Genomic DNA, 16559 nt, shown 5'->3' on the forward strand with positions numbered 1-16559 from the left:
TCACGCTAGCCAACGCGGCGGGCCGGCGGCGAGCCCGCGGCGGCCGGGCGGGAGTCCGCAGCGATCGCGCAGGCCCCGTCGGTAGACTCGACGCCGGCTCGAGGCATCCGTCTCGCCGTCTCTCGCGCACCGCGCGACACCGCAGCCCCACCCGAAACCGAGGACGCCCGTGAGCCTGATCCGCCTGAACGACGTGAGCATCGAGTTCGACGGGCGACCGGTGCTGAAAGAGGCGTACCTCAAGCTCAAGCAGGGCGACCGGGTCGGGCTCATCGGCAAGAACGGCACCGGCAAGTCGAGCCTGCTCGAGGTCGTGCTCGGCCGCCGCGAACCGTCGGGCGGCACGCGCGACGTCACCCTCGGCACGACGATCGGGTACTTCTCCCAGTTCTCGGAGCTCGACGGGGAGCAGAGCATCCAGCAGACGCTGAGTGCGCACTTCGCCGACGTCCACGAGACGCAGGCGCGCCTCGACGAGATCGGGCTCGCGCTCGCCGAGCCGATGGGCGACGACGAGATGACGCGCCTGCTCACCGAGCAGGGCGAGCTGTTCGAGCGCATGGACCACATCGGCGGCTGGACGTACGAGACGACGATCGACACCGTGCTCACCCGGCTCGGCTTCGACGCCGAGCGCCGAGCACTGCCCGTCGACCGCCTCTCGGGCGGCTGGCGCAACCGCGCCGCGCTCGCGCAGATCCTCGTGCAGGCGCCCGACGTGCTGCTCCTCGACGAGCCCACGAACTTCCTCGACCTCGACGGCGTGAAGTGGATCGAGAACTGGCTGCAGAGCTTCGCGGGCGCCGTGCTCGTCGTCTCGCACGACCGCCAGTTCCTCGACGGCGTCGTCGACCGCATCATCGAGATCGAGAACTACCGCCTGCAGGAGTACGAGGGCGACTACTCGGCGTACGTGCACGCGAAGCAGTCGCGGCTGAAGATGCTCGAGAAGCAGTTCGCGCACGAAGAGGAGCTGCTCGCCTACGAGCAGGCCGCGTCGGCCGCCCGCCGCGAGGCCGCCCGCAACCCGCAGAACGCCGTCGCCCGACGCCTCGCCGACATCAAGAAGCGGCAGGCGCCGCGCCCCATCGACCAGATCATCACCACGATCTACGACGGGCTCAAGGTGTCGAACGACCTGCTCACCGTCACGGGGCTCACCAAGGGCTTCGGCGGTGCGCCGCTCTTCGAGGGCGTCTCCTTCGACCTGCAGCGCGGCGACCGGGTCGCGGTGATCGGTTCGAACGGCTCGGGCAAGTCCACGCTGCTCGAGGTGCTCACCGAGGATGCCACGCCCGACGCGGGCACCGTGCGCTGGGCGAAGGGCGCGCGTTTCATCTCGTACAACCGGGTCTACGCCGAGCTCGACCTCACCGACACCGTCGGGCACGCGGTCAACGCCTACCCCGACTCGCTCGCGTTCACCGCGACCAAGAAGAGCGTCGGCCGCTTCCTCGCGATGCTGCAGTTCTCGGAGGCCGACCTCAAGCAGAAGATCGGCACCCTCTCGGGCGGGCAGAAGGCGCGCGTCGCGATCGCCCAGTGCCTGCTCTCGGGGGCGGCCGTCATCGTGCTCGACGAGCCCACGAACCACCTCGACATCACCTCGACCCAGGTGATGGAGCGGGCGCTCACGCACTTCCCGGGCGCAGTCGTCGTGGTCTCGCACGACCGCTTCTTCGTCGACAAGCTCGCCGACCGGCTGCTCGTCTTCGAGGGCGGCGGGCGGGTCGTCGAGAAGCCCGCCACCGGCGCGCTCTGATCGCTCGCGCCCGCCGTCTCAGATCGGCAGCGGGCGATCGTCGACGATGGCCTTCATGACGAGCGTCGACTCGACGCGTCGCACTCCGGGCAGCGCCGAGAGCTGCTCGTCCCAGAGGCGCTGGTACGCCGCGAGGTCGCGGACCGCGACGCGCAGCAGGTAGTCGGGGTCGCCGAAGAGGCGGAGCGCCTGGATCACCTCGGGGATCGCGGCGACCGCCGCGTCGAACGCGGGCACGGTGGCGCGATTCGCCTGCTCCAACGTGACGAACACGAGTGCGCCGAAGCCGAGGCCGACCCGTTCGGCGTCGATGTTCGCCCGGTAGCCGGTGATCGCACCCGACTCCTCGAGGGCGCGCAGGCGCCGATGCGTGGGCGACATGCTGAGCTGCACGCGCTCGGCGAGCTCGGTGAGGCTCAGCCGGCCGTCGCGCTGGAGTTCGGCAAGAATTCTCCGGTCGATGGCATCCATCCAGAAGATTATTCCACAACACTCCCTCTGCAAGGCAGAACTCGGCAGCGGCTGCCCCGGCCTGACGCGTAGCGTCGAGCTGTTCGATCGGAGGAGGCGTCATGGACGTGCAACTGCTGCTCGCATGCTCGGTCATGATGACGCTCATGGTCGTGCTGCCAGGGCCCGACTGGGCGTACCTCATCGCGGCCGGCACGAGCGGGCGGAGCATCCTGCCCTCGCTCAGCGGGGTGCTGCTCGGCTACCTCGTCACGGTGGCGGCCGTCGCGGTCGGGGTCGGCGCGATGGTCGCGGCGGCGCCCTGGGTGATCGTGGTCCTCACGTTCGCGGCCGCCGCCTACCTCGCGTACCTCGGCGTGCGGGTGCTCCGCGATCCGCCCGTCGTCGCGCGGGCGGATGCGCCCGTCGCGATGGGCGTCGGCGCCCCGCCCGCCACCGTCGACCGCCCCTGGCTCCGCCTCGCGCAGGGCGCGGGGGTCAGCGGCCTCAATCCGAAGGGGCTGCTCGTGCTCGTGGTGCTGCTGCCCCAGTTCACGGATGCCTCGGGGTCGTGGCCCATCTCGGTGCAGCTCGCCGTGCTCGGGCTCATCTTCGTGGGCTGCTGCGCCGTCGTGTACACGGTCGTCGGCCTCGGGGCGCGGGCGGTGCTGCGGTTCCGGCCCTCGGCGATGCGGATCGTCTCACGCGTCTCGGGCGGCGCCATGATCGTGCTCGCCGTCGTGCTCGTGGCCGAACAGGTGCCGCACCTGGCGGGCTGGGCGTGAGGGCACTTCGCCCATCGTCCGCAATGCATCGACACCGCGGGGCGCGCGGGGCATGCTGGGGCTCATGGGCAAGGTGACGATCTCCTTCGAAATGACGCTCGACGGGGCGTTCGACCAGATGGAGCAGTGGTTCGACGAGAACGACCCGGGGCTGCAGCGAGCGAGCGACGAACTCGTGTTCGGCGCCGACGCCGTGCTCCTCGGCAGGCGCAGCTACGAGTTCTTCCGCGAGTACTGGCCGGCGCAGACCGACGAACGCGGCTTCGCCGCGCACTACAACGCGCTGCCGAAGTTCGTCGCCTCGACGACGCTGACCGGCCCGCTCGACTGGAACTGCACGCTCATCGAGGGCGACCTCGCCGAGGCGGTGCGGGGCCTCCGCGGCCGGTACCGCTCCATCGTCTCCCACGGGTACGGCGGAGTGGCTGCCGCGCTGGTCGACGCCGGGCTCGTCGACGAGGTGCACGTCGGCATCCACCCGTTCATCGTGGGCAACGCCGAGGATCGGCTGCGCTCGCCGCATCCGGTCGGGCTGCGGCTGCTGAGCACGGAGGTGTACGACTCGGGCATCATCGCGGCCAAGTACGCACCGCTCGACTGACGCGGAGGTGCCCTCCCGCTCGTGACGAGCGGGAGGGCACCGGTCGGCTGCGTCGGTGGTCTCGAGGCGGCGCTGCGCGCCTACTCGACCGACGAGGCGATCACTTCGCCGCGTAGACGCCGAGCTCCCAGATCGAGTAGCCCCACGTCGTCTTGCGGTCGATGCCCTGCATGCGCACGTACTGCACCGGGTCGGCTTCATCGAAGGTGAAGATGTCGAGCCCGCAGGTCGAGTCGTTCACCGTGCGGATCGTCGTCCACGTCACCCCGTCGTTCGAGGTCTGCAGCTCGTACGCGTTCGCACAGGCCGACTCCCAGTTGAGCGTGACACCGCGCACGACGGTCGGCTCGGCGAGCTTCACCTGCACCCACGAGTCGTCGCTGTAGCCCGAGGCCCAGCGCGTCGTCGCCTTGTCGTCGTTCACGTTCGGCGCGCTGAACTGCGGCACCTCGACGCTCGACGCGGTCGCCGTGCCCTGGGGTGCGACGTTGACGACGTCGCCGGCCTCCCACATCGCGAGCGTGAACCCGATGCGACCGTGGAACACGTCGAGCACGCCGTCGGCGATGCGCACCTTGGCCTTGCCCCACGCGTTGTCGACGGGGTCGACGACGACCGCGGCGGCCTCGGCGGCCGTCGCCTTCGCCGATGCCGCGAGCGCAGCCGAGGATGCCTCGTCGCCGTCGATCCTCGCCTGCACGGCGTCGAGCAGCTCGACCGTCGACTCACCCCAGAGCGCCGTCGCGTCGAGCCACGGGCTCGCGTCGGCGACGAACGCCGAATCGGTCGGCCCGTTGCGGATCGCATCGGGCGCGTCGGCGATGGCCTCCGCGTACTCGCGCAGCTCGGCGACGGCGCCGGCCTTGTCGCCGGCCTCCCAGCTCTCCCAGAACGCGGCGATCCGGGCGTTGAGCTCGGGCGATTGCGGCTGCCACGGTGCCCCGAAGCTCGGGGCGAGGTGGTTGAGGTCGGCGAAGACCCGCAGCGAAGCGGCCGTCGCAGCATCCCCGTCGGCGAGGTAGCCCAGCGCCTGCGACCAGTTGCTCCCGGCGTCGTACGCCTCGTCGTTCCAGGTGAAGTCGGCGACGCCGAAGATCGCGATCTTGCTCGCGGCGGCCTGGTTCATCGGGTTCGAGACGATGCCCGAGAGGTACTCGCCGAGACCGGCCTCGCGCTTGTCGTACGGGGCGAGCAGCAGGCGGCCCGAGGTCTGGCCGTAGTCGTTGACCGGGTAGTTGTCCCAGAGGAAGGTCGGCCCGCCGAACACGGCGGCGGCCTTCTGCGCCTGTGCGACGGTGACCTCCTGCGGCACGACGCCCTCGCCGGTCCACATCACGACGACGTCCTCGTCCATGCCGCGCAGCGCGGTCTTGTAGCCCGAGTCGCTCGTGTTGTAGTACTCGGTCGGCACCATCTGCAGCGGCTGCACACCCTCGTGCGTCTCGACGAACTCCTTCTGCACGCGGTCGAGGAACGAGGCCTGGGCGATGCCGGCCGTGCGCCCGCTCGGGGCGCCGAACGCGGTGCGGTCGCCGTCGCAGTGCCAGCGCCCGTAGTCGATGTCGTCCAGCGGGATGTTGAAGGCCCGCACGCCGAGGTCGTACATCTGCTGCAGCTTGCCCGTGAGCGCCTGGTAGTCGGCGTCGCTCGAGTAGCAGACGGTGTTGCCCGGCGAGAGTGCGAAGGTGAATCGCACGTGGTTGTCGGTCGCGGTCTGCACGAGCTCGCCGAGCTCGGCGAGCTTGTCGGCGGGGTACGGGTCCTTCCACTTGTCGCGGTGGTAGGGGTCGTCCTTCGGGGCGTAGATGTAGGTGTTCGCCTTGACGTCGCCGTAGAACTCGAGCTGGTCGAGCCGCTCCTCGTGCGTCCAGGGGTTGCCGTAGAAGCCCTCGATGGTGCCGCGCAGCGGCATCGAGGGGTAGTCGCTGACGGAAGCGCCGGCGATGCGGTACCCGCCGTCGTCCTTCGGCACGAAGAGCTGCTCGAGGGTCTTCACGGCGTAGTACTGGCCGGCGGCGTCGACGCCGCCGAGTGCGACGGTGCCGAGCGGGCCTTTACGCGCGTCGGCGCGGATCGCGTAGCCCTCGGCGTGCGACGGGATCTCGGTCTCGCCGAGCACCGAGCGGATGTCGCTGCGCGAGGCCGCACCCAGCTCGATGGTGAGCGGGGCCCGGCCCGATCGGGTGGAGCGTTCGTCGATGCGGTCGACGCCGTGCGCGGTCAGGGTCTCACGCAGTGCCGCGAGCGCGGCGGCGTCGGTGCCGTCGTCGACGACGACCTCGACGCGCCCGGGCACGTTGAGGTCGGCGCCGGCGCGGTCGATCGACTGCGGGGTCGGGCTCACGGCGGGCAGCGGCCCCGTGGGTGGGGCCGCGGCGGCCGGGAGCGGCACGAGCACCCCGGCCAGGGCGACGGCGCAGACTCCTGCCGTGGCCAACGTCTTGCGAATTGATTGCATCATTGCCTCCAAGTTCTCGACGATCGTCAGGTCGACCGAGTCCCGGAGTCGTCGTGCACCGACCGCGCGCACGGCCGCATCACGGCGGCAGGGCGCGCTGACGGAGCGGGGGAGTCTCGCGGTCCATCCCCGACCGCGGGACTCGTGCGACGGAGGAAATCCGTGTACCCGGCCCACTTTCTTGACTTAGTAAACTAAGTTGGGTCGAACCTAGGGGATCGCTGTGGACCCGTCAAGGGGCAAGATGTTCTCGTGCCCGGCAGCGCGGCCGGCGACCGTTTCGCCCGACCGAGGAGACGATGACCGTGAGCACCGGCAGCCCGCAGCGCAGATCCGCCCTCCTGCGTCGATTCGCGAGCGACGGGCCGCCCGACGCCCAGACGGCGATCCGCCGCGACAACCTGCTGCGCGCGCTCGCCCTCATCGCACGCGAACCCGCTCCGGTCACCCGCGCCGTGATCGCCCGCCGCACCGGCCTCACCTCCGCGACCGCATCGTCGCTCGTGGCCGAGCTCCTCGAAGTCGGCCTCGTCACCGAGACGGGCCCGGCCGAGAGCACCGGCGGCAAGCGCGCGACGCGCCTCGCGATCGACAGCGACACCCACCTCGTCGTCGTCGCGGTGGTGCGTACGCGCGCCGTTGACACCGCGCTCGTCGACCTCGCCGGTCGTACCGTCGCGAGCCGTCGGGTCGACCACTCGGACGGCGTGGAGGTCTCGGCGGTCGTCGACGCGGTGCGTGAGATCACGCAGGGCGTCGAGTCGAGGGTGCTCGCCGCCTGCGTGCAGGTGCCCGGGGTCACCGCCGACGGCGTCGTCGTCGACAGCGTGCAGCTCGGCTGGTTCGGGGTGCCGCTCGCGAGCCTGCTCGAGGAGGCGATCGGCGCCCCGACCTCGGTCGTGAACGACGTCGACGCCGAGGCCCTCACCGAGGCCGCCGATGCGGGCGAGGGCGTGATCAGGCTCGTGGTGCACCTCGGCGAGGGCGTCGGCGCCGCCGTCACCAACGGCGGCACGCTCATGTCGGGCGCGACCGGTCGGGCCGGCGAGATCGGCCACGTCCGGGTCGTGTTCGAGGGCGCGAGGGCGACGTGCCGCTGCGGCCTGTCGGGATGCCTCGAATCGGCGGCCTCGATGAGCGCGATGCTCGGTGACGCCTACACCGACGAGCTCGACGGCCACGACACGAGCCTGCTCGCCTCGACCGCGGACTCGCGGGAGCGCATGGCGTTCGGCGCTCGCGCGCTCTCTCGCGCGCTGCGCATCATGGCAGCGCTCCTCGACCCGCAGGAGGTCGTCATCGCCGGTGCCGCCCCGGCGCTCGGCCCGCACTTCCTCGGCACCCTGCGCGACGAGTTCGAGATGTACCCGGCGAAGGGCACGGCCCCGGTCCCGATCCGCTACGGGCGGGTCGAACTCGGCCGGTACCTCGGCCCGGCGCGCTCGGCGCTCGCGCCGATCCTCGGCGATGCGCTGCCGTTGACGGAGCCGCCCGCAGGCCTCGCCCCGGTCGGCGATGAGACGACCTGACCCGAGGTAACGGGCGCGTCAGTCGTCGCGACCGTGCACCGGCCGTGCCGAGGCGGGCGGTACTCCGATCTCGTCGACGGTGTGCCCCGTGCAGGCGATCGCGGTGACCCGGGCCTGCTCGATCCGCGCGACCGTGAACCAGCGCATCGCATCGCGCATGCGGCACCAGCCGATCAGGTGCCACTGCCCGCCGGTCGAGGCGAACACCACCGGTTCGACGTCGCGAGACGTGCTCGTGCCGTCCGCGGAGGTGTAGCGGATGCGGACCACCCGTTGCTCGGTCATCGCCTGCTCGAGCGCCGATCTGACCGCCCGCCTCGGGGCGGGCGGCGCGTCGACCCAGACACGATCCGCCAGTCGTCGAGCTCGGTCCCGGGCGTCGGGATCGAGCACGTCGAGGATCTTCTGCATTCCGGCGGAGGCCAGGTCGGAGTACGGAGCATCGGGGGCGGCGGACACCGCCGCCAGGAGCGCGACCGCCTGGGCGGGGCTCAGGCTGACCGGTCGAAGCGAGGCCATCTCAGTCAGCCCGTAGCCGCCACCGGGGCCAGGGCGGGACCACAGCGGGGCGCCGCCGCGTTCGAGCGACGCCAGGTCGCGCTTGATCGTGCGCACCGAGACGTCGAACTCGGCGGCCATCCGCTCGGCGGTGCACCCGCGAGACCCCTGGCGGCGCAGCATCTCCGAGATCGCATGGAGGCGCTCGGTTCTCTTCACGAGACCATCCTCCCAAATTCGTGTCAGAAATAGTGACATACAGCTGTCCGAGCAGCCCGCGAGACTGGAGACATGACGAGTGATGAGCAGAACCCGACCATCTTCCTGATCCCCGGCCACTGGTTGGGGGCATGGGCCTGGGACGACGTCGCGGAGCACCTGCGCGCAGCCGGACACCGTGCCATCGCGCTGACCCTGCCCGGGCTCGACCCCGAGGACGCGCAGCGATCGTCGAGGACGCTCGACGATCAGGCGGACGCGATCGAACGTGCGCTGGCCGAGGATGCCCCGACCGGAGACCGCTCGGCGGTGATCGTCGCCCACAGCGGCGCCAACGCCCCGGTCAGCATGGTGCTCGACCGGCACCCCGAGTCGGTGCGCCGCGTGATCTGGGTCGACAGCGGCCCGATCGCCTCGGGCAGTGTCTTCGCCCCCGATGCACCCGCGGACCTCGACGAGCTCCCGCTGCCCGATTTCGAGGATCTCGGTGCGCAGGCCAGCCTCGACGGGCTCGGCCCCGACGACCTCGAGCGGTTCCGCCGCAGGGCCGTTCCCGAGCCGGGCCCGGTGCTGCGCCAGGCCGTCGCGCTCACCGACGACGAGCGCCGCGACGTCCCGACCACGCTGGTGTGCTGCTCCATCACGAGCGGCCAGATCCAGGAGCTGGCCGCCGCGGGGCATCCGATGTTCGCGGAGGTGGCCAGCCTGACGCACGCCGATTTCGTGGACCTCCCCACCGGCCACTGGCCCATGTGGAGCCGCCCCGCGGATCTCGCACAGGTGGTCGCCTCGGCAGCCCTCGTACAGTGATGGGATGGACGCCTGCGCCGCCCTCGCCGACTCGATCGCCCGCCTCGCCGAGCGCGGCTACTCCGACCGGCGGTTCCTCAAGGAGCTCGGCCGGATCGCCGGGGTGCGCCGCGGGCCGCTGTGGCTGTTCGATGCGGCGAGGGGCGGCCGCAACAGGCTGCACGGCCGCGGCTTCCGCCGGTCGGTCGACGACGACACCGACGGCCAGGCGCGGCACTTCGCCGGCACGGTGGCCGTCACGGCCCGCATCGGGGGCCGGCTCACGAGATGGCTGACGGTCACCGTGCTCCGTGACGGCCCCGGCACCGCCGACGGCCGGCTGAGCGAGGAGGCCATCGACTTCGCACGCGCGATCCGCTCGGGCGAGCTCGCTCAGGCGGATGCCTCGGGGTGGGTGCGTCGGCGCCTCTGCCACGCCTCGGCGTGACGCCTTCGCGGTCGTCGAGCAGAGATTCCGGCTCGGATGTCACATGGCGCCGCCCGCCGGTGTCTTCATGTGCGACGGGATGATCCGGGGAACCGAATCCCTGGCCGTCGACGATCGCAGGAGGACACGATGACCACCCAGACCCGCATTCCGCCGACCGAGCTCACCGGCCTCTTCGGCGCGGTCGTGAAGGTCGCCGCCAAGCGCATGCTCGGCCAGGTGCCCGACTCGATGGGCGTGCTCGCGCACCACCCCGCTCTCATGCGGGCGTCGATGGGCATCGGCCGCAAGGTCGAGGCGCTCGACGAGTTGGATCGCAACCTCGCGAGCTACGCCGTGATGGCGACGGCGGCGACGATCGGCTGCAGCTGGTGCCTCGACTTCAACTACTACAAGGCGCACAACGAGGGGCTCGACGAGGCGAAGGCCCGTCAGGTGCCGGTCTGGCGCGAGGCATCCGTGTTCACGCCCCTCGAACGCAACGTCATGGAGTACGCCGAGGCGATGAGCCAGACCCCGCCCGCCGTCACCGACGAGCTGTCGGCGGCGCTCCTCGACGAGCTCGGCCCGGCCGCGCTCATCGAGCTCACGGCGAAGGTCGCGTTCATGAACATGAGCTCGCGCATGAACGTCGCACTCGGCATCCATTCGGAGGGCTACGCCGACGCGTGCGAGCTGCCGCCGCTCGCGATGCGTGCGCCGGCGACGTCGTCGGCCTCGGCGACGACGGATGCCGCGACCGAGGTCGTAGGCTCGGCGTCATGACCGACGACCCGTTCGTCACCCACCGGGCCCTGCTCTTCACCGTCGCGTACGAGATGCTCGGCTCGGCGGCCGACGCCGAGGACGTGCTGCAGGAGTCGTGGCTGCGATGGAGCACCGTCGACCGCACGGAGGTGCGCGACGAGCGCGCGTACCTCGTGCGGATCGTCACGCGGCAGGCGCTGAACCAGCTGCGCACCCGGTCGCGCCGGCGCGAGTCGTACGTCGGCGAGTGGCTGCCCGAGCCGCTGCTCACGAGCCCCGACGTGGCCGACGACGTGGAGCTCGCCGAGAGCGTCTCGATCGCCATGCTGACGGTGCTCGAGACGCTCGGACCGACCGAGCGGGCGGTGTTCGTGCTGCGCGAGGTGTTCGACGTGCCGTACGACGAGATCGCCGACGCGGTCGGCAAGACGCCGGCCGCGGTGCGCCAGATCGCCCACCGCGCGAAGGAGCACGTCGCCGCGCGGCGCCCGCGGGTGGCCGTCGAGCGGGCCGAGCAGGAGGCCGTCGTCGCCCGGTTCGTCGCCGCGGTGAACTCGGGCGACCTGCAGGGCCTCATGGACGTGCTCGCGCCCGACGTCGTCTCCGTCGCCGACGGCGGCGGTTTCGTGAAGGGGGCCGCTCGCCGGCCGATCGTGGGTGCCGACAAGATCGCCCGCTACCTGCTCGGCGGGCTCGCGAAGCTCGGCCTGCCGTTCGAGGCGCGGCCGACGTGGGTGAACGGGCATCCGGCGATCCGCGGCGAGGTCGACGGAGCGCTGGCCGGGGCGATCTGCTTCGAGGTCGAGGGCGGGCGCATCACCCGCATCTTCTCGATCGCGAATCCCTACAAGCTCGGTCACCTCGACGAGGAGGCCGAGCTCGCGCGCTAGCCCCACGACGCGCGGGAATGGCGGGGCGGGCGGCCCGGCGCTCTCTACGATGAACGGGTGGACTTCTCCCTCGCCCTGACTCCCGACCTCATCGCCGTCTTCGTCACGCTGTTCGTGCTCGAGATCGTGCTCGGCGTCGACAACGTGATCTTCATCTCGATCCTCGCGTCGAAGCTGCCGAAGGAGCAGCAGGCGAAGGCCCGGAACCTCGGCCTGACGCTCGCGATGGTGATCCGCGTGGTGCTCGTGTTCTTCGCGGGCTGGATCATCACGCTGAAGGAGGACGTCGTCGTCTGGTTCGGCATGGGCTTCTCCGTGAAGGACTTCATCCTCATCGCCGGCGGGCTCTTCCTCGTCTACAAGGCCGTCACCGAGATCCACCACAAGCTCGAGGGCGCCGAGGAGGAGCACGGCGCAGCGCCCAAGCGCATCACCTTCGGCTCGGTGCTCGCGCAGATCCTCGCGCTCGACATCGTGTTCTCGCTCGACTCGGTCATCACCGCTGTCGGCATGACCGAGAACCTCGTCGTGATCGTCACCGTCGTCGTGCTCTCGTTCGCGATCATGCTGTTCGCGGCGCGCTTCATCTTCACCTTCGTGAACCGTCACCCCACGGTGAAGATGCTCGCCCTGTCGTTCCTCCTGCTGATCGGCGTGTTCCTCATCGCCGAGGGCTTCGGCGTGCACATCGACAAGGCCCTCATCTACGCGCCGATGGCCTTCGCGATCCTCGTCGAGGCGTTGAACCTCCTCGCCGCGTCGCGCAAGGCGAAGCGCGAGCAGCGCCGCCGCCAGCCGGTGCAGCTGCGCCCGCAGTACCCCGACGTCGACGAGTCGGTCGCGGTGTCGGCGGCGCTGTCGAAGGGCGAGCCGGGCGCGGGATCGGTGGGCCTCTCGAACCGCCCGGTCGAGGGCGAGCTGGATGCCTCGGAGGAGCGCGCCGGCCTCGGCTGACCCTCAGCCCAGCCGTTCGGCGAGCGCCACGACGATGCCGGCGGGGCCGCGCAGGTAGCAGAGCCGGTAGATGTCCTCGTAGTTCGCGATCTCGCCGAGGAGTTCGGCGCCGTGCCCGCGCAGGCGGGCGACCGTGTCGTCGACGTCGTCGACCGCGAACATCACGCGGTGGAATCCGAGGGTGTTCGGCGGTGGGTTCCGCGGTGACATCTCGGATGCCGCGGGCTCGAGGTACTTCGCGAGCTCGAGCCGGCCGTGGCCGTCGGGGGTGACGAGCACGGCGATCTCGCTGCGGACACCGGCGAGCCCGACGGTCTGGTCGGCCCACGGCCCTTCGATGGGGGCACGGCCCTCGACGGACATGCCGAGTTCGACGAAGAAGGCGACCGCGGCGTCGAGGTCGTCGACGACGATGCCGACGTTGTCCATCCGTTGAATGGTCATGGGCGTGAGCCTACGCCCGGGGTGCGCGGGCGCGGGAGGACGCCGGCTGTTCAGCGGGGCGGAAGCGGCCGCGAAGGAACGGCAGCGCGGGCGCGCGGTAGACGAGCGCTGCGGGATGCCCCGGCGCGAGCGTGAACTCGGCCGCCCCGAAGCGCCACACCCGGTTGAAGAGATAGGCGCCGATGACGGCCGGCTCGTCGGCGCGCACCTGCCAGGTTCCGACGCCCCACTGGCTCGGCTGGCCGCGGCCGTCGATGACGAGCGTCGGCTTGACGCCCCAGTAGATCGCGAACCAGGGCTTGTGCAGCGTCAGCTCGATACGGCGGGTGGCGGGGGCGTCGGTCACCCGGCGAGTCTAGGCGGCCGGCGAGGCTGCGCTCGCCCGGCGGGTCACGACCTGCCTGCAGGCCGGCTCGGCGGAATTCGGGCTGCCGTGCGGGCGGAAACGGCGGGATGATTGAGGTGAAGCACTCGCCACCGAGAGGAGGCGATCCCCATGGCATTCGACACGCACAACGGCACCCGCGGGGCGCATCAGCCGGCCCGCAACCGGTTCGAGCAGTGGGCCAACCAGCGCATGGCCGAGCGGATCCGCCGCAAGGGCGACCGTCGCGGCACGAAGCTGGCGCTCGTCACGACCGGTCGCCGCACCGGCCTCGAGCGGGTGACGCCGGTGCGATGGTTCCCGGCCGGCGGCGGCGCGAGGTACATCGTCGCGTCGGCGAACGGCGCCGCCCAGAACCCCGCGTGGTACTACAACATCGCCGGGCACCCCGACGAGGTGCGCATCGAGTTCGCCGGGCGGCGCATCGACGTCGTCGCCGAGCAGTTGCACGGCGCGGAGCGGGCGGCCGCCTGGGCGCAGATCACGGCGACGGCCAGAGGCTTCCAGCGATACGAGCGGATCACCGACCGCGAGATCCCGGTCATCCTGCTCAGGCCGCGCGAACGCTGAACTGCAATCAACTGATTGCATTTCCTTCGTCAATGTGCAACCCTGAAGTTGCAGATCATTCGATGAAGGACGGGGTGCGACATGCTGCTCGAGCAGAAGGTGGCCGTGATTCACGGCGGCGGCGGATCCATCGGGGGTGCTGCGGCGCGGGTGTTCGCCCGCGAGGGCGCGCGCCTGTTCCTCGCAGGGCGGAGCCGGCCCCGGCTCGAGGCCGCGGCATCCGCGGCCAGGGCGGCGGGCGCCGAGGTCTCGATCGCGGTCGTCGACGCGATGGATCAGGACGCGGTCGACCGGCACGTCGACGAGGTGGCCGAGGCCGCCGGTCGCATCGACATCGCCCTCAACGCGGTCGGATTCGACCACGTGCAGGGGCTGCCCATCGCCGAGACCTCGCTGAGCGACTACCTGCACCCCGTGGTCGGGTACCTGCAGACGAACTTCGTCACCGCGAAAGCCGTGTCCCGGCACATGATCGCGCAGCGGAGCGGCGTGATCCTCACGATCTCGACGCCGGGGGCCAGGCTCACCGGCCGCGGGCTCATCGGCAATGCGGCGCAGTCGGCCGGACTCGAGGGGTTCTCCCGTGCGCTCGCCGGCGAGCTCGGTCCCGACGGGGTGCGGGTCGTCTGCGTGCGCCCCCACGCCATGTCCGACGCGCTCGCGACCTCGTACACGGGCGAGATGTTCGGCCGTATCGCCGAGGCCGGCGGGATCCCGATGGAGGAGTGGCTCGCCGGGCTGGAGGGCATGACGATGCTGGGGAGGCTGCCGACCCTCGACGAGATCGCGGAGTACCTCGCGTTCGCGGCCTCCGACCGTGCGCGGTCGATGACCGGCGCGATCGCGAACCTCTCGGCAGGGGCGCTGGTCGACTGAGCAGCGCGGTGTCGGGCCGCGCCGCGGTCGTCACTCGGGCCGGTTGCCCGCGTCGCCGCCGATCGTGAACGGCGTGGAGACGCCGTCGTACATGAGGTGGGCGATGAGCCCGTCGACCGCGTGCGGCAGCGTGTGGCAGTGGTCGCTCCAGATGCCGGGGTTGTCGGCGACGAACGCGATGTCGTACGACTCGCCGGGGTGCACGTCGAGCGAGTCGACGATCCACGGGCTGCCGGAGGCCGCGACGCCGTCCCGCGAGAGCACGACGACGTGGTGGCCGTGCAGGTGCATGGGGTGCACGTCGCCCGAGTCGTTGCGGAGGCGCATCACCACGACGTCGCCCTCGGTCACGGCGAACATCGGCACGTCGGGGAACATGCGCCCGTTGATGGTCCAGAAGTTGCCGGGCCGGCCGTCGATGATGCCGAAGCGGCGCGCGATGACGTAGTCGTACGAGCGATCGGGCGAGGCCGGGTCGAAGTCGAGCGGCGCGGGCGCGCCGTAGGCGAGGAGGTCGAGGTTCCCGGAAGGTTGGCGCACGGGCGGCGCGGCGGCCTCGGCATTCGAGACGTCGCCGATGAGGATGCTCCGGGCGCCGCCCACGTGCAGGCGCACCGCGCCGCGATCCGGCGCCGTCACCGTGACATCCGCCCGCCCGCCCGCGGGGACGAGCAGCCGCTGCCCGTCGACCGCGCCGGGCCGATGCACCTCGTGCCCGTCGGTCGCGACGACGCGGAACGGGGCGCCCGACCACACCGCGGCGGTGCCCTGGTCCGTGTTGACGACGCGGACCCGCACGGTCGCGTCGGCCGCCGCCGCGATGCGCTCGTCGGCGACGCGACCGTTGAGCGTGTGCTGCCCGCCGTAGACGTGCAGCAGTGCGGTGACGTCGAGCGCGGCATCCGTCGTCGCCTCGGCGGGCTCGATCACGATCGCGCCGAGGAGCCCGCCGAGCACCTGCTCGTGCGAGATCTGGTGCGAGTGGTACCAGTAGGTGCCGGCGTCGAGCGCCTCGAAGCGGTAGACGTGCCGGCCGCCGACCGGCACCGCGTCCTGCGTGATGCCGGCGACGCCGTCGGCCGCGTTCGGCACGTCGATGCCGTGCCAGTGCAGCGTCGCGCCGTCGGCCACCGACTCGTTCACGAACTCGACCTCGACGAGTTCGCCCTGACGGGCGCGGATCTCGGGGCCGGGTGAGGTGCCGTTCACGGTGTAGCCCTCGATCGAGCGACCGCCGGGCACCTCGACGGTACCCTGCCGGGCGACCAGTTCGACGCGCACGTCGGCGGGGCGGTCGGGCGCGGTGAGCGCGGTCACGCTGAGCGCACCGCTGTCGCTCCCGCCGCTGCCGCCGCTGCTGCCGCCGCCGTGACCTGCGTGGCCCTCGCCCGATCCCATGTCCATGACCGAGTACTCGCCGAGCAGCGTCGAGCTCCACGCGAGTGCGCCGGCGCCGAGCGCGGTCGAGACCGCGACGCCGACGACGGCGCACCGCAGGAGATCACGCCGAGACGGCATCGCTCGTCGCCTCCTCATGGCTCGCCGAAGCGGCCTCGGCCGCGGCCCGCCGAGCGCGCCGCACCCGCAGCGCGGCGACCGCACCGGCGGCGACGATCGCGAGGGCGTTCGCGCCGTGGATGATGCCGAGGTACGGGGAGCCGGTGATCGAGAACCCGAGCGTCACCTGCAGCACCACGAGCCCGAGGGTGATCGCGGCCCAGAGCTTCGCCCCACGGACACGGACGAAGAACGACACGACGAGCAGCGCGACCGCGACGAGCGGGACGAGCACGCCGCCCACGACCGCGTGGACCATGAAGCCGGCCTCGCCGACCCCCGCCGCCTGGAAGCTCTCGAGCAGCGCCTTGTCGACGACGCCGCCCTCGGCGACGAGGTTGAGCATGCCGCCGAACGCGAATGCGATCGCGGCGGCCTGAATGACGACGGCGCCCGAAACGGTCCAGGCGAGTCCCGAGTAGAGCTTGCGCATGATGCCTTCTCCTCAGTGCGGCGCCGGTGCGTGGCATCCGCTCGTGTTCACGCTCTTCGATGCCGGGCCGCGCCGGAACGCGGCGGGCCGGATGCCGCATGGCAGCGGGCCGCATGCACAGTGGGGGCCTGCTGCTAAGGGCGGCCGGGGCAGGCCCCCTCCCG

Annotated in this window: 18 protein-coding genes; 11 read left to right on the plus strand and 7 right to left on the minus strand. The window is 71.4% G+C overall.

All coding sequences use genetic code 11. From position 1 onward, the window contains the following. Window positions 1-169: 169 nt before the first annotated feature. A complete protein-coding gene (locus ACFVTX_RS07870; RefSeq protein ID WP_386899038.1) occupies window positions 170-1762 on the plus strand; it encodes an ABC-F family ATP-binding cassette domain-containing protein in 1593 nt (530 codons plus the stop codon). An 18-nt stretch (window positions 1763-1780) separates the two neighbouring features. Here the strand turns inward: ACFVTX_RS07870 and ACFVTX_RS07875 are convergent, their stop codons facing one another. After that, window positions 1781-2233, minus strand: a complete 453-nt coding sequence (locus tag ACFVTX_RS07875; protein ID WP_386899039.1) for an Lrp/AsnC family transcriptional regulator — start codon at window positions 2231-2233, stop codon at window positions 1781-1783. Window positions 2234-2334: 101 nt separating this feature from the next. On the opposite strand from ACFVTX_RS07875, the gene ACFVTX_RS07880 reads away from it, so the two are divergent. Then, a complete protein-coding gene (locus ACFVTX_RS07880) occupies window positions 2335-2997 on the plus strand; it encodes a LysE family translocator (protein WP_386899040.1) in 663 nt (220 codons plus the stop codon). A 52-nt stretch (window positions 2998-3049) separates the two neighbouring features. Further along, window positions 3050-3598, plus strand: coding sequence for a dihydrofolate reductase family protein (locus tag ACFVTX_RS07885; RefSeq protein WP_386899041.1), 549 nt, complete (start codon window positions 3050-3052; stop codon window positions 3596-3598). Between the two features lie 100 nt (window positions 3599-3698). Here the strand turns inward: ACFVTX_RS07885 and ACFVTX_RS07890 are convergent, their stop codons facing one another. Beyond that, entirely contained in the window at window positions 3699-6056 is a 2358-nt protein-coding gene (locus ACFVTX_RS07890; RefSeq protein WP_386899042.1) for a beta-N-acetylglucosaminidase domain-containing protein, read from the minus strand. A 299-nt stretch (window positions 6057-6355) separates the two neighbouring features. Here ACFVTX_RS07890 and ACFVTX_RS07895 point away from each other — a divergent pair, with 299 nt between their 5' ends. Beyond that, a complete protein-coding gene (locus ACFVTX_RS07895) occupies window positions 6356-7585 on the plus strand; it encodes an ROK family transcriptional regulator (RefSeq protein ID WP_386899043.1) in 1230 nt (409 codons plus the stop codon). Window positions 7586-7603: 18 nt separating this feature from the next. Here the strand turns inward: ACFVTX_RS07895 and ACFVTX_RS07900 are convergent, their stop codons facing one another. Continuing rightward, window positions 7604-8302, minus strand: a complete 699-nt coding sequence (locus ACFVTX_RS07900; protein ID WP_386899044.1) for a helix-turn-helix transcriptional regulator — start codon at window positions 8300-8302, stop codon at window positions 7604-7606. 72 nt (window positions 8303-8374) lie between these two features. Between ACFVTX_RS07900 and ACFVTX_RS07905 the strand changes: the two genes are divergently transcribed. The 5 genes from ACFVTX_RS07905 (at window position 8375) to ACFVTX_RS07925 (ending at window position 12130) form a co-directional block, all read left to right on the plus strand. Then, window positions 8375-9112 carry an alpha/beta fold hydrolase gene (locus tag ACFVTX_RS07905; RefSeq protein WP_386899045.1) on the plus strand — a complete coding sequence of 246 codons (738 nt, stop codon included), beginning with the start codon at window positions 8375-8377 and terminating at the stop codon, window positions 9110-9112. A gap of 4 nt (window positions 9113-9116) precedes the next feature. Next, window positions 9117-9539, plus strand: a complete 423-nt coding sequence (locus ACFVTX_RS07910; RefSeq protein ID WP_386899046.1) for a hypothetical protein — start codon at window positions 9117-9119, stop codon at window positions 9537-9539. Window positions 9540-9668: 129 nt separating this feature from the next. Next, window positions 9669-10304: a carboxymuconolactone decarboxylase family protein gene (locus tag ACFVTX_RS07915; protein WP_386899047.1), complete on the plus strand. Its 636-nt coding sequence runs from the start codon at window positions 9669-9671 to the stop codon at window positions 10302-10304. Further along, window positions 10301-11176: an RNA polymerase sigma-70 factor gene (locus tag ACFVTX_RS07920; RefSeq protein ID WP_386899048.1), complete on the plus strand. Its 876-nt coding sequence runs from the start codon at window positions 10301-10303 to the stop codon at window positions 11174-11176. The genes ACFVTX_RS07915 and ACFVTX_RS07920 overlap by 4 nt, the downstream gene beginning before the upstream one ends. A 57-nt stretch (window positions 11177-11233) precedes the next feature. Further along, window positions 11234-12130, plus strand: a complete 897-nt coding sequence (locus ACFVTX_RS07925; RefSeq protein ID WP_386899049.1) for a TerC family protein — start codon at window positions 11234-11236, stop codon at window positions 12128-12130. A 3-nt stretch (window positions 12131-12133) separates the two neighbouring features. On the opposite strand, the gene ACFVTX_RS07930 is transcribed toward ACFVTX_RS07925, so the two are convergent. Together ACFVTX_RS07930 and ACFVTX_RS07935 are read right to left on the minus strand one after the other, a co-directional pair. Continuing rightward, window positions 12134-12574, minus strand: coding sequence for a VOC family protein (locus ACFVTX_RS07930; RefSeq protein WP_386899050.1), 441 nt, complete (start codon window positions 12572-12574; stop codon window positions 12134-12136). Between the two features lie 10 nt (window positions 12575-12584). Beyond that, complete coding sequence (locus ACFVTX_RS07935) at window positions 12585-12920, minus strand: hypothetical protein (RefSeq protein ID WP_386899051.1); 336 nt, start codon at window positions 12918-12920, stop codon at window positions 12585-12587. Window positions 12921-13070: 150 nt separating this feature from the next. Here ACFVTX_RS07935 and ACFVTX_RS07940 point away from each other — a divergent pair, with 150 nt between their 5' ends. Then, the gene (locus tag ACFVTX_RS07940; RefSeq protein ID WP_386899052.1) at window positions 13071-13529 is read left to right on the plus strand and encodes a nitroreductase/quinone reductase family protein; all 459 of its coding nucleotides are present in this window, start codon (window positions 13071-13073) and stop codon (window positions 13527-13529) included. Between the two features lie 81 nt (window positions 13530-13610). Then, window positions 13611-14405 (plus strand): SDR family NAD(P)-dependent oxidoreductase, encoded by a 795-nt coding sequence (locus ACFVTX_RS07945; protein ID WP_386899053.1) that lies wholly within the window; start codon window positions 13611-13613, stop codon window positions 14403-14405. A gap of 30 nt (window positions 14406-14435) precedes the next feature. Here ACFVTX_RS07945 and ACFVTX_RS07950 read toward each other — a convergent pair whose 3' ends face one another. Together ACFVTX_RS07950 and ACFVTX_RS07955 are read right to left on the minus strand one after the other, a co-directional pair. Continuing rightward, the gene (locus ACFVTX_RS07950; protein ID WP_386899054.1) at window positions 14436-15923 is read right to left on the minus strand and encodes a multicopper oxidase family protein; all 1488 of its coding nucleotides are present in this window, start codon (window positions 15921-15923) and stop codon (window positions 14436-14438) included. Further along, entirely contained in the window at window positions 15907-16395 is a 489-nt protein-coding gene (locus ACFVTX_RS07955) for a hypothetical protein (protein WP_386899055.1), read from the minus strand. The genes ACFVTX_RS07950 and ACFVTX_RS07955 overlap by 17 nt, the downstream gene beginning before the upstream one ends. Window positions 16396-16559 lie beyond the last annotated feature (164 nt).

Source organism: Agromyces sp. NPDC058136 (assembly GCF_042884375.1).
In the GTDB taxonomy this organism is placed as follows: domain Bacteria; phylum Actinomycetota; class Actinomycetes; order Actinomycetales; family Microbacteriaceae; genus Agromyces.

Coding starts and splice junctions, on each gene's coding strand:
- ACFVTX_RS07950 (WP_386899054.1), bottom strand. CDS start 15,923: ATGCCGTCTCGGCGTGATCTCCTGCGGTGCGCCGTCGTCGGCGTCGCG.
- ACFVTX_RS07930 (WP_386899050.1), bottom strand. CDS start 12,574: ATGACCATTCAACGGATGGACAACGTCGGCATCGTCGTCGACGACCTC.
- ACFVTX_RS07905 (WP_386899045.1), top strand. CDS start 8,375: ATGACGAGTGATGAGCAGAACCCGACCATCTTCCTGATCCCCGGCCAC.
- ACFVTX_RS07885 (WP_386899041.1), top strand. CDS start 3,050: ATGCTGGGGCTCATGGGCAAGGTGACGATCTCCTTCGAAATGACGCTC.
- ACFVTX_RS07955 (WP_386899055.1), bottom strand. CDS start 16,395: ATGCGCAAGCTCTACTCGGGACTCGCCTGGACCGTTTCGGGCGCCGTC.
- ACFVTX_RS07875 (WP_386899039.1), bottom strand. CDS start 2,233: ATGGATGCCATCGACCGGAGAATTCTTGCCGAACTCCAGCGCGACGGC.
- ACFVTX_RS07890 (WP_386899042.1), bottom strand. CDS start 6,056: ATGCAATCAATTCGCAAGACGTTGGCCACGGCAGGAGTCTGCGCCGTC.
- ACFVTX_RS07940 (WP_386899052.1), top strand. CDS start 13,071: ATGGCATTCGACACGCACAACGGCACCCGCGGGGCGCATCAGCCGGCC.
- ACFVTX_RS07910 (WP_386899046.1), top strand. CDS start 9,117: ATGGACGCCTGCGCCGCCCTCGCCGACTCGATCGCCCGCCTCGCCGAG.
- ACFVTX_RS07920 (WP_386899048.1), top strand. CDS start 10,301: ATGACCGACGACCCGTTCGTCACCCACCGGGCCCTGCTCTTCACCGTC.
- ACFVTX_RS07945 (WP_386899053.1), top strand. CDS start 13,611: ATGCTGCTCGAGCAGAAGGTGGCCGTGATTCACGGCGGCGGCGGATCC.
- ACFVTX_RS07880 (WP_386899040.1), top strand. CDS start 2,335: ATGGACGTGCAACTGCTGCTCGCATGCTCGGTCATGATGACGCTCATG.
- ACFVTX_RS07915 (WP_386899047.1), top strand. CDS start 9,669: ATGACCACCCAGACCCGCATTCCGCCGACCGAGCTCACCGGCCTCTTC.
- ACFVTX_RS07895 (WP_386899043.1), top strand. CDS start 6,356: ATGACCGTGAGCACCGGCAGCCCGCAGCGCAGATCCGCCCTCCTGCGT.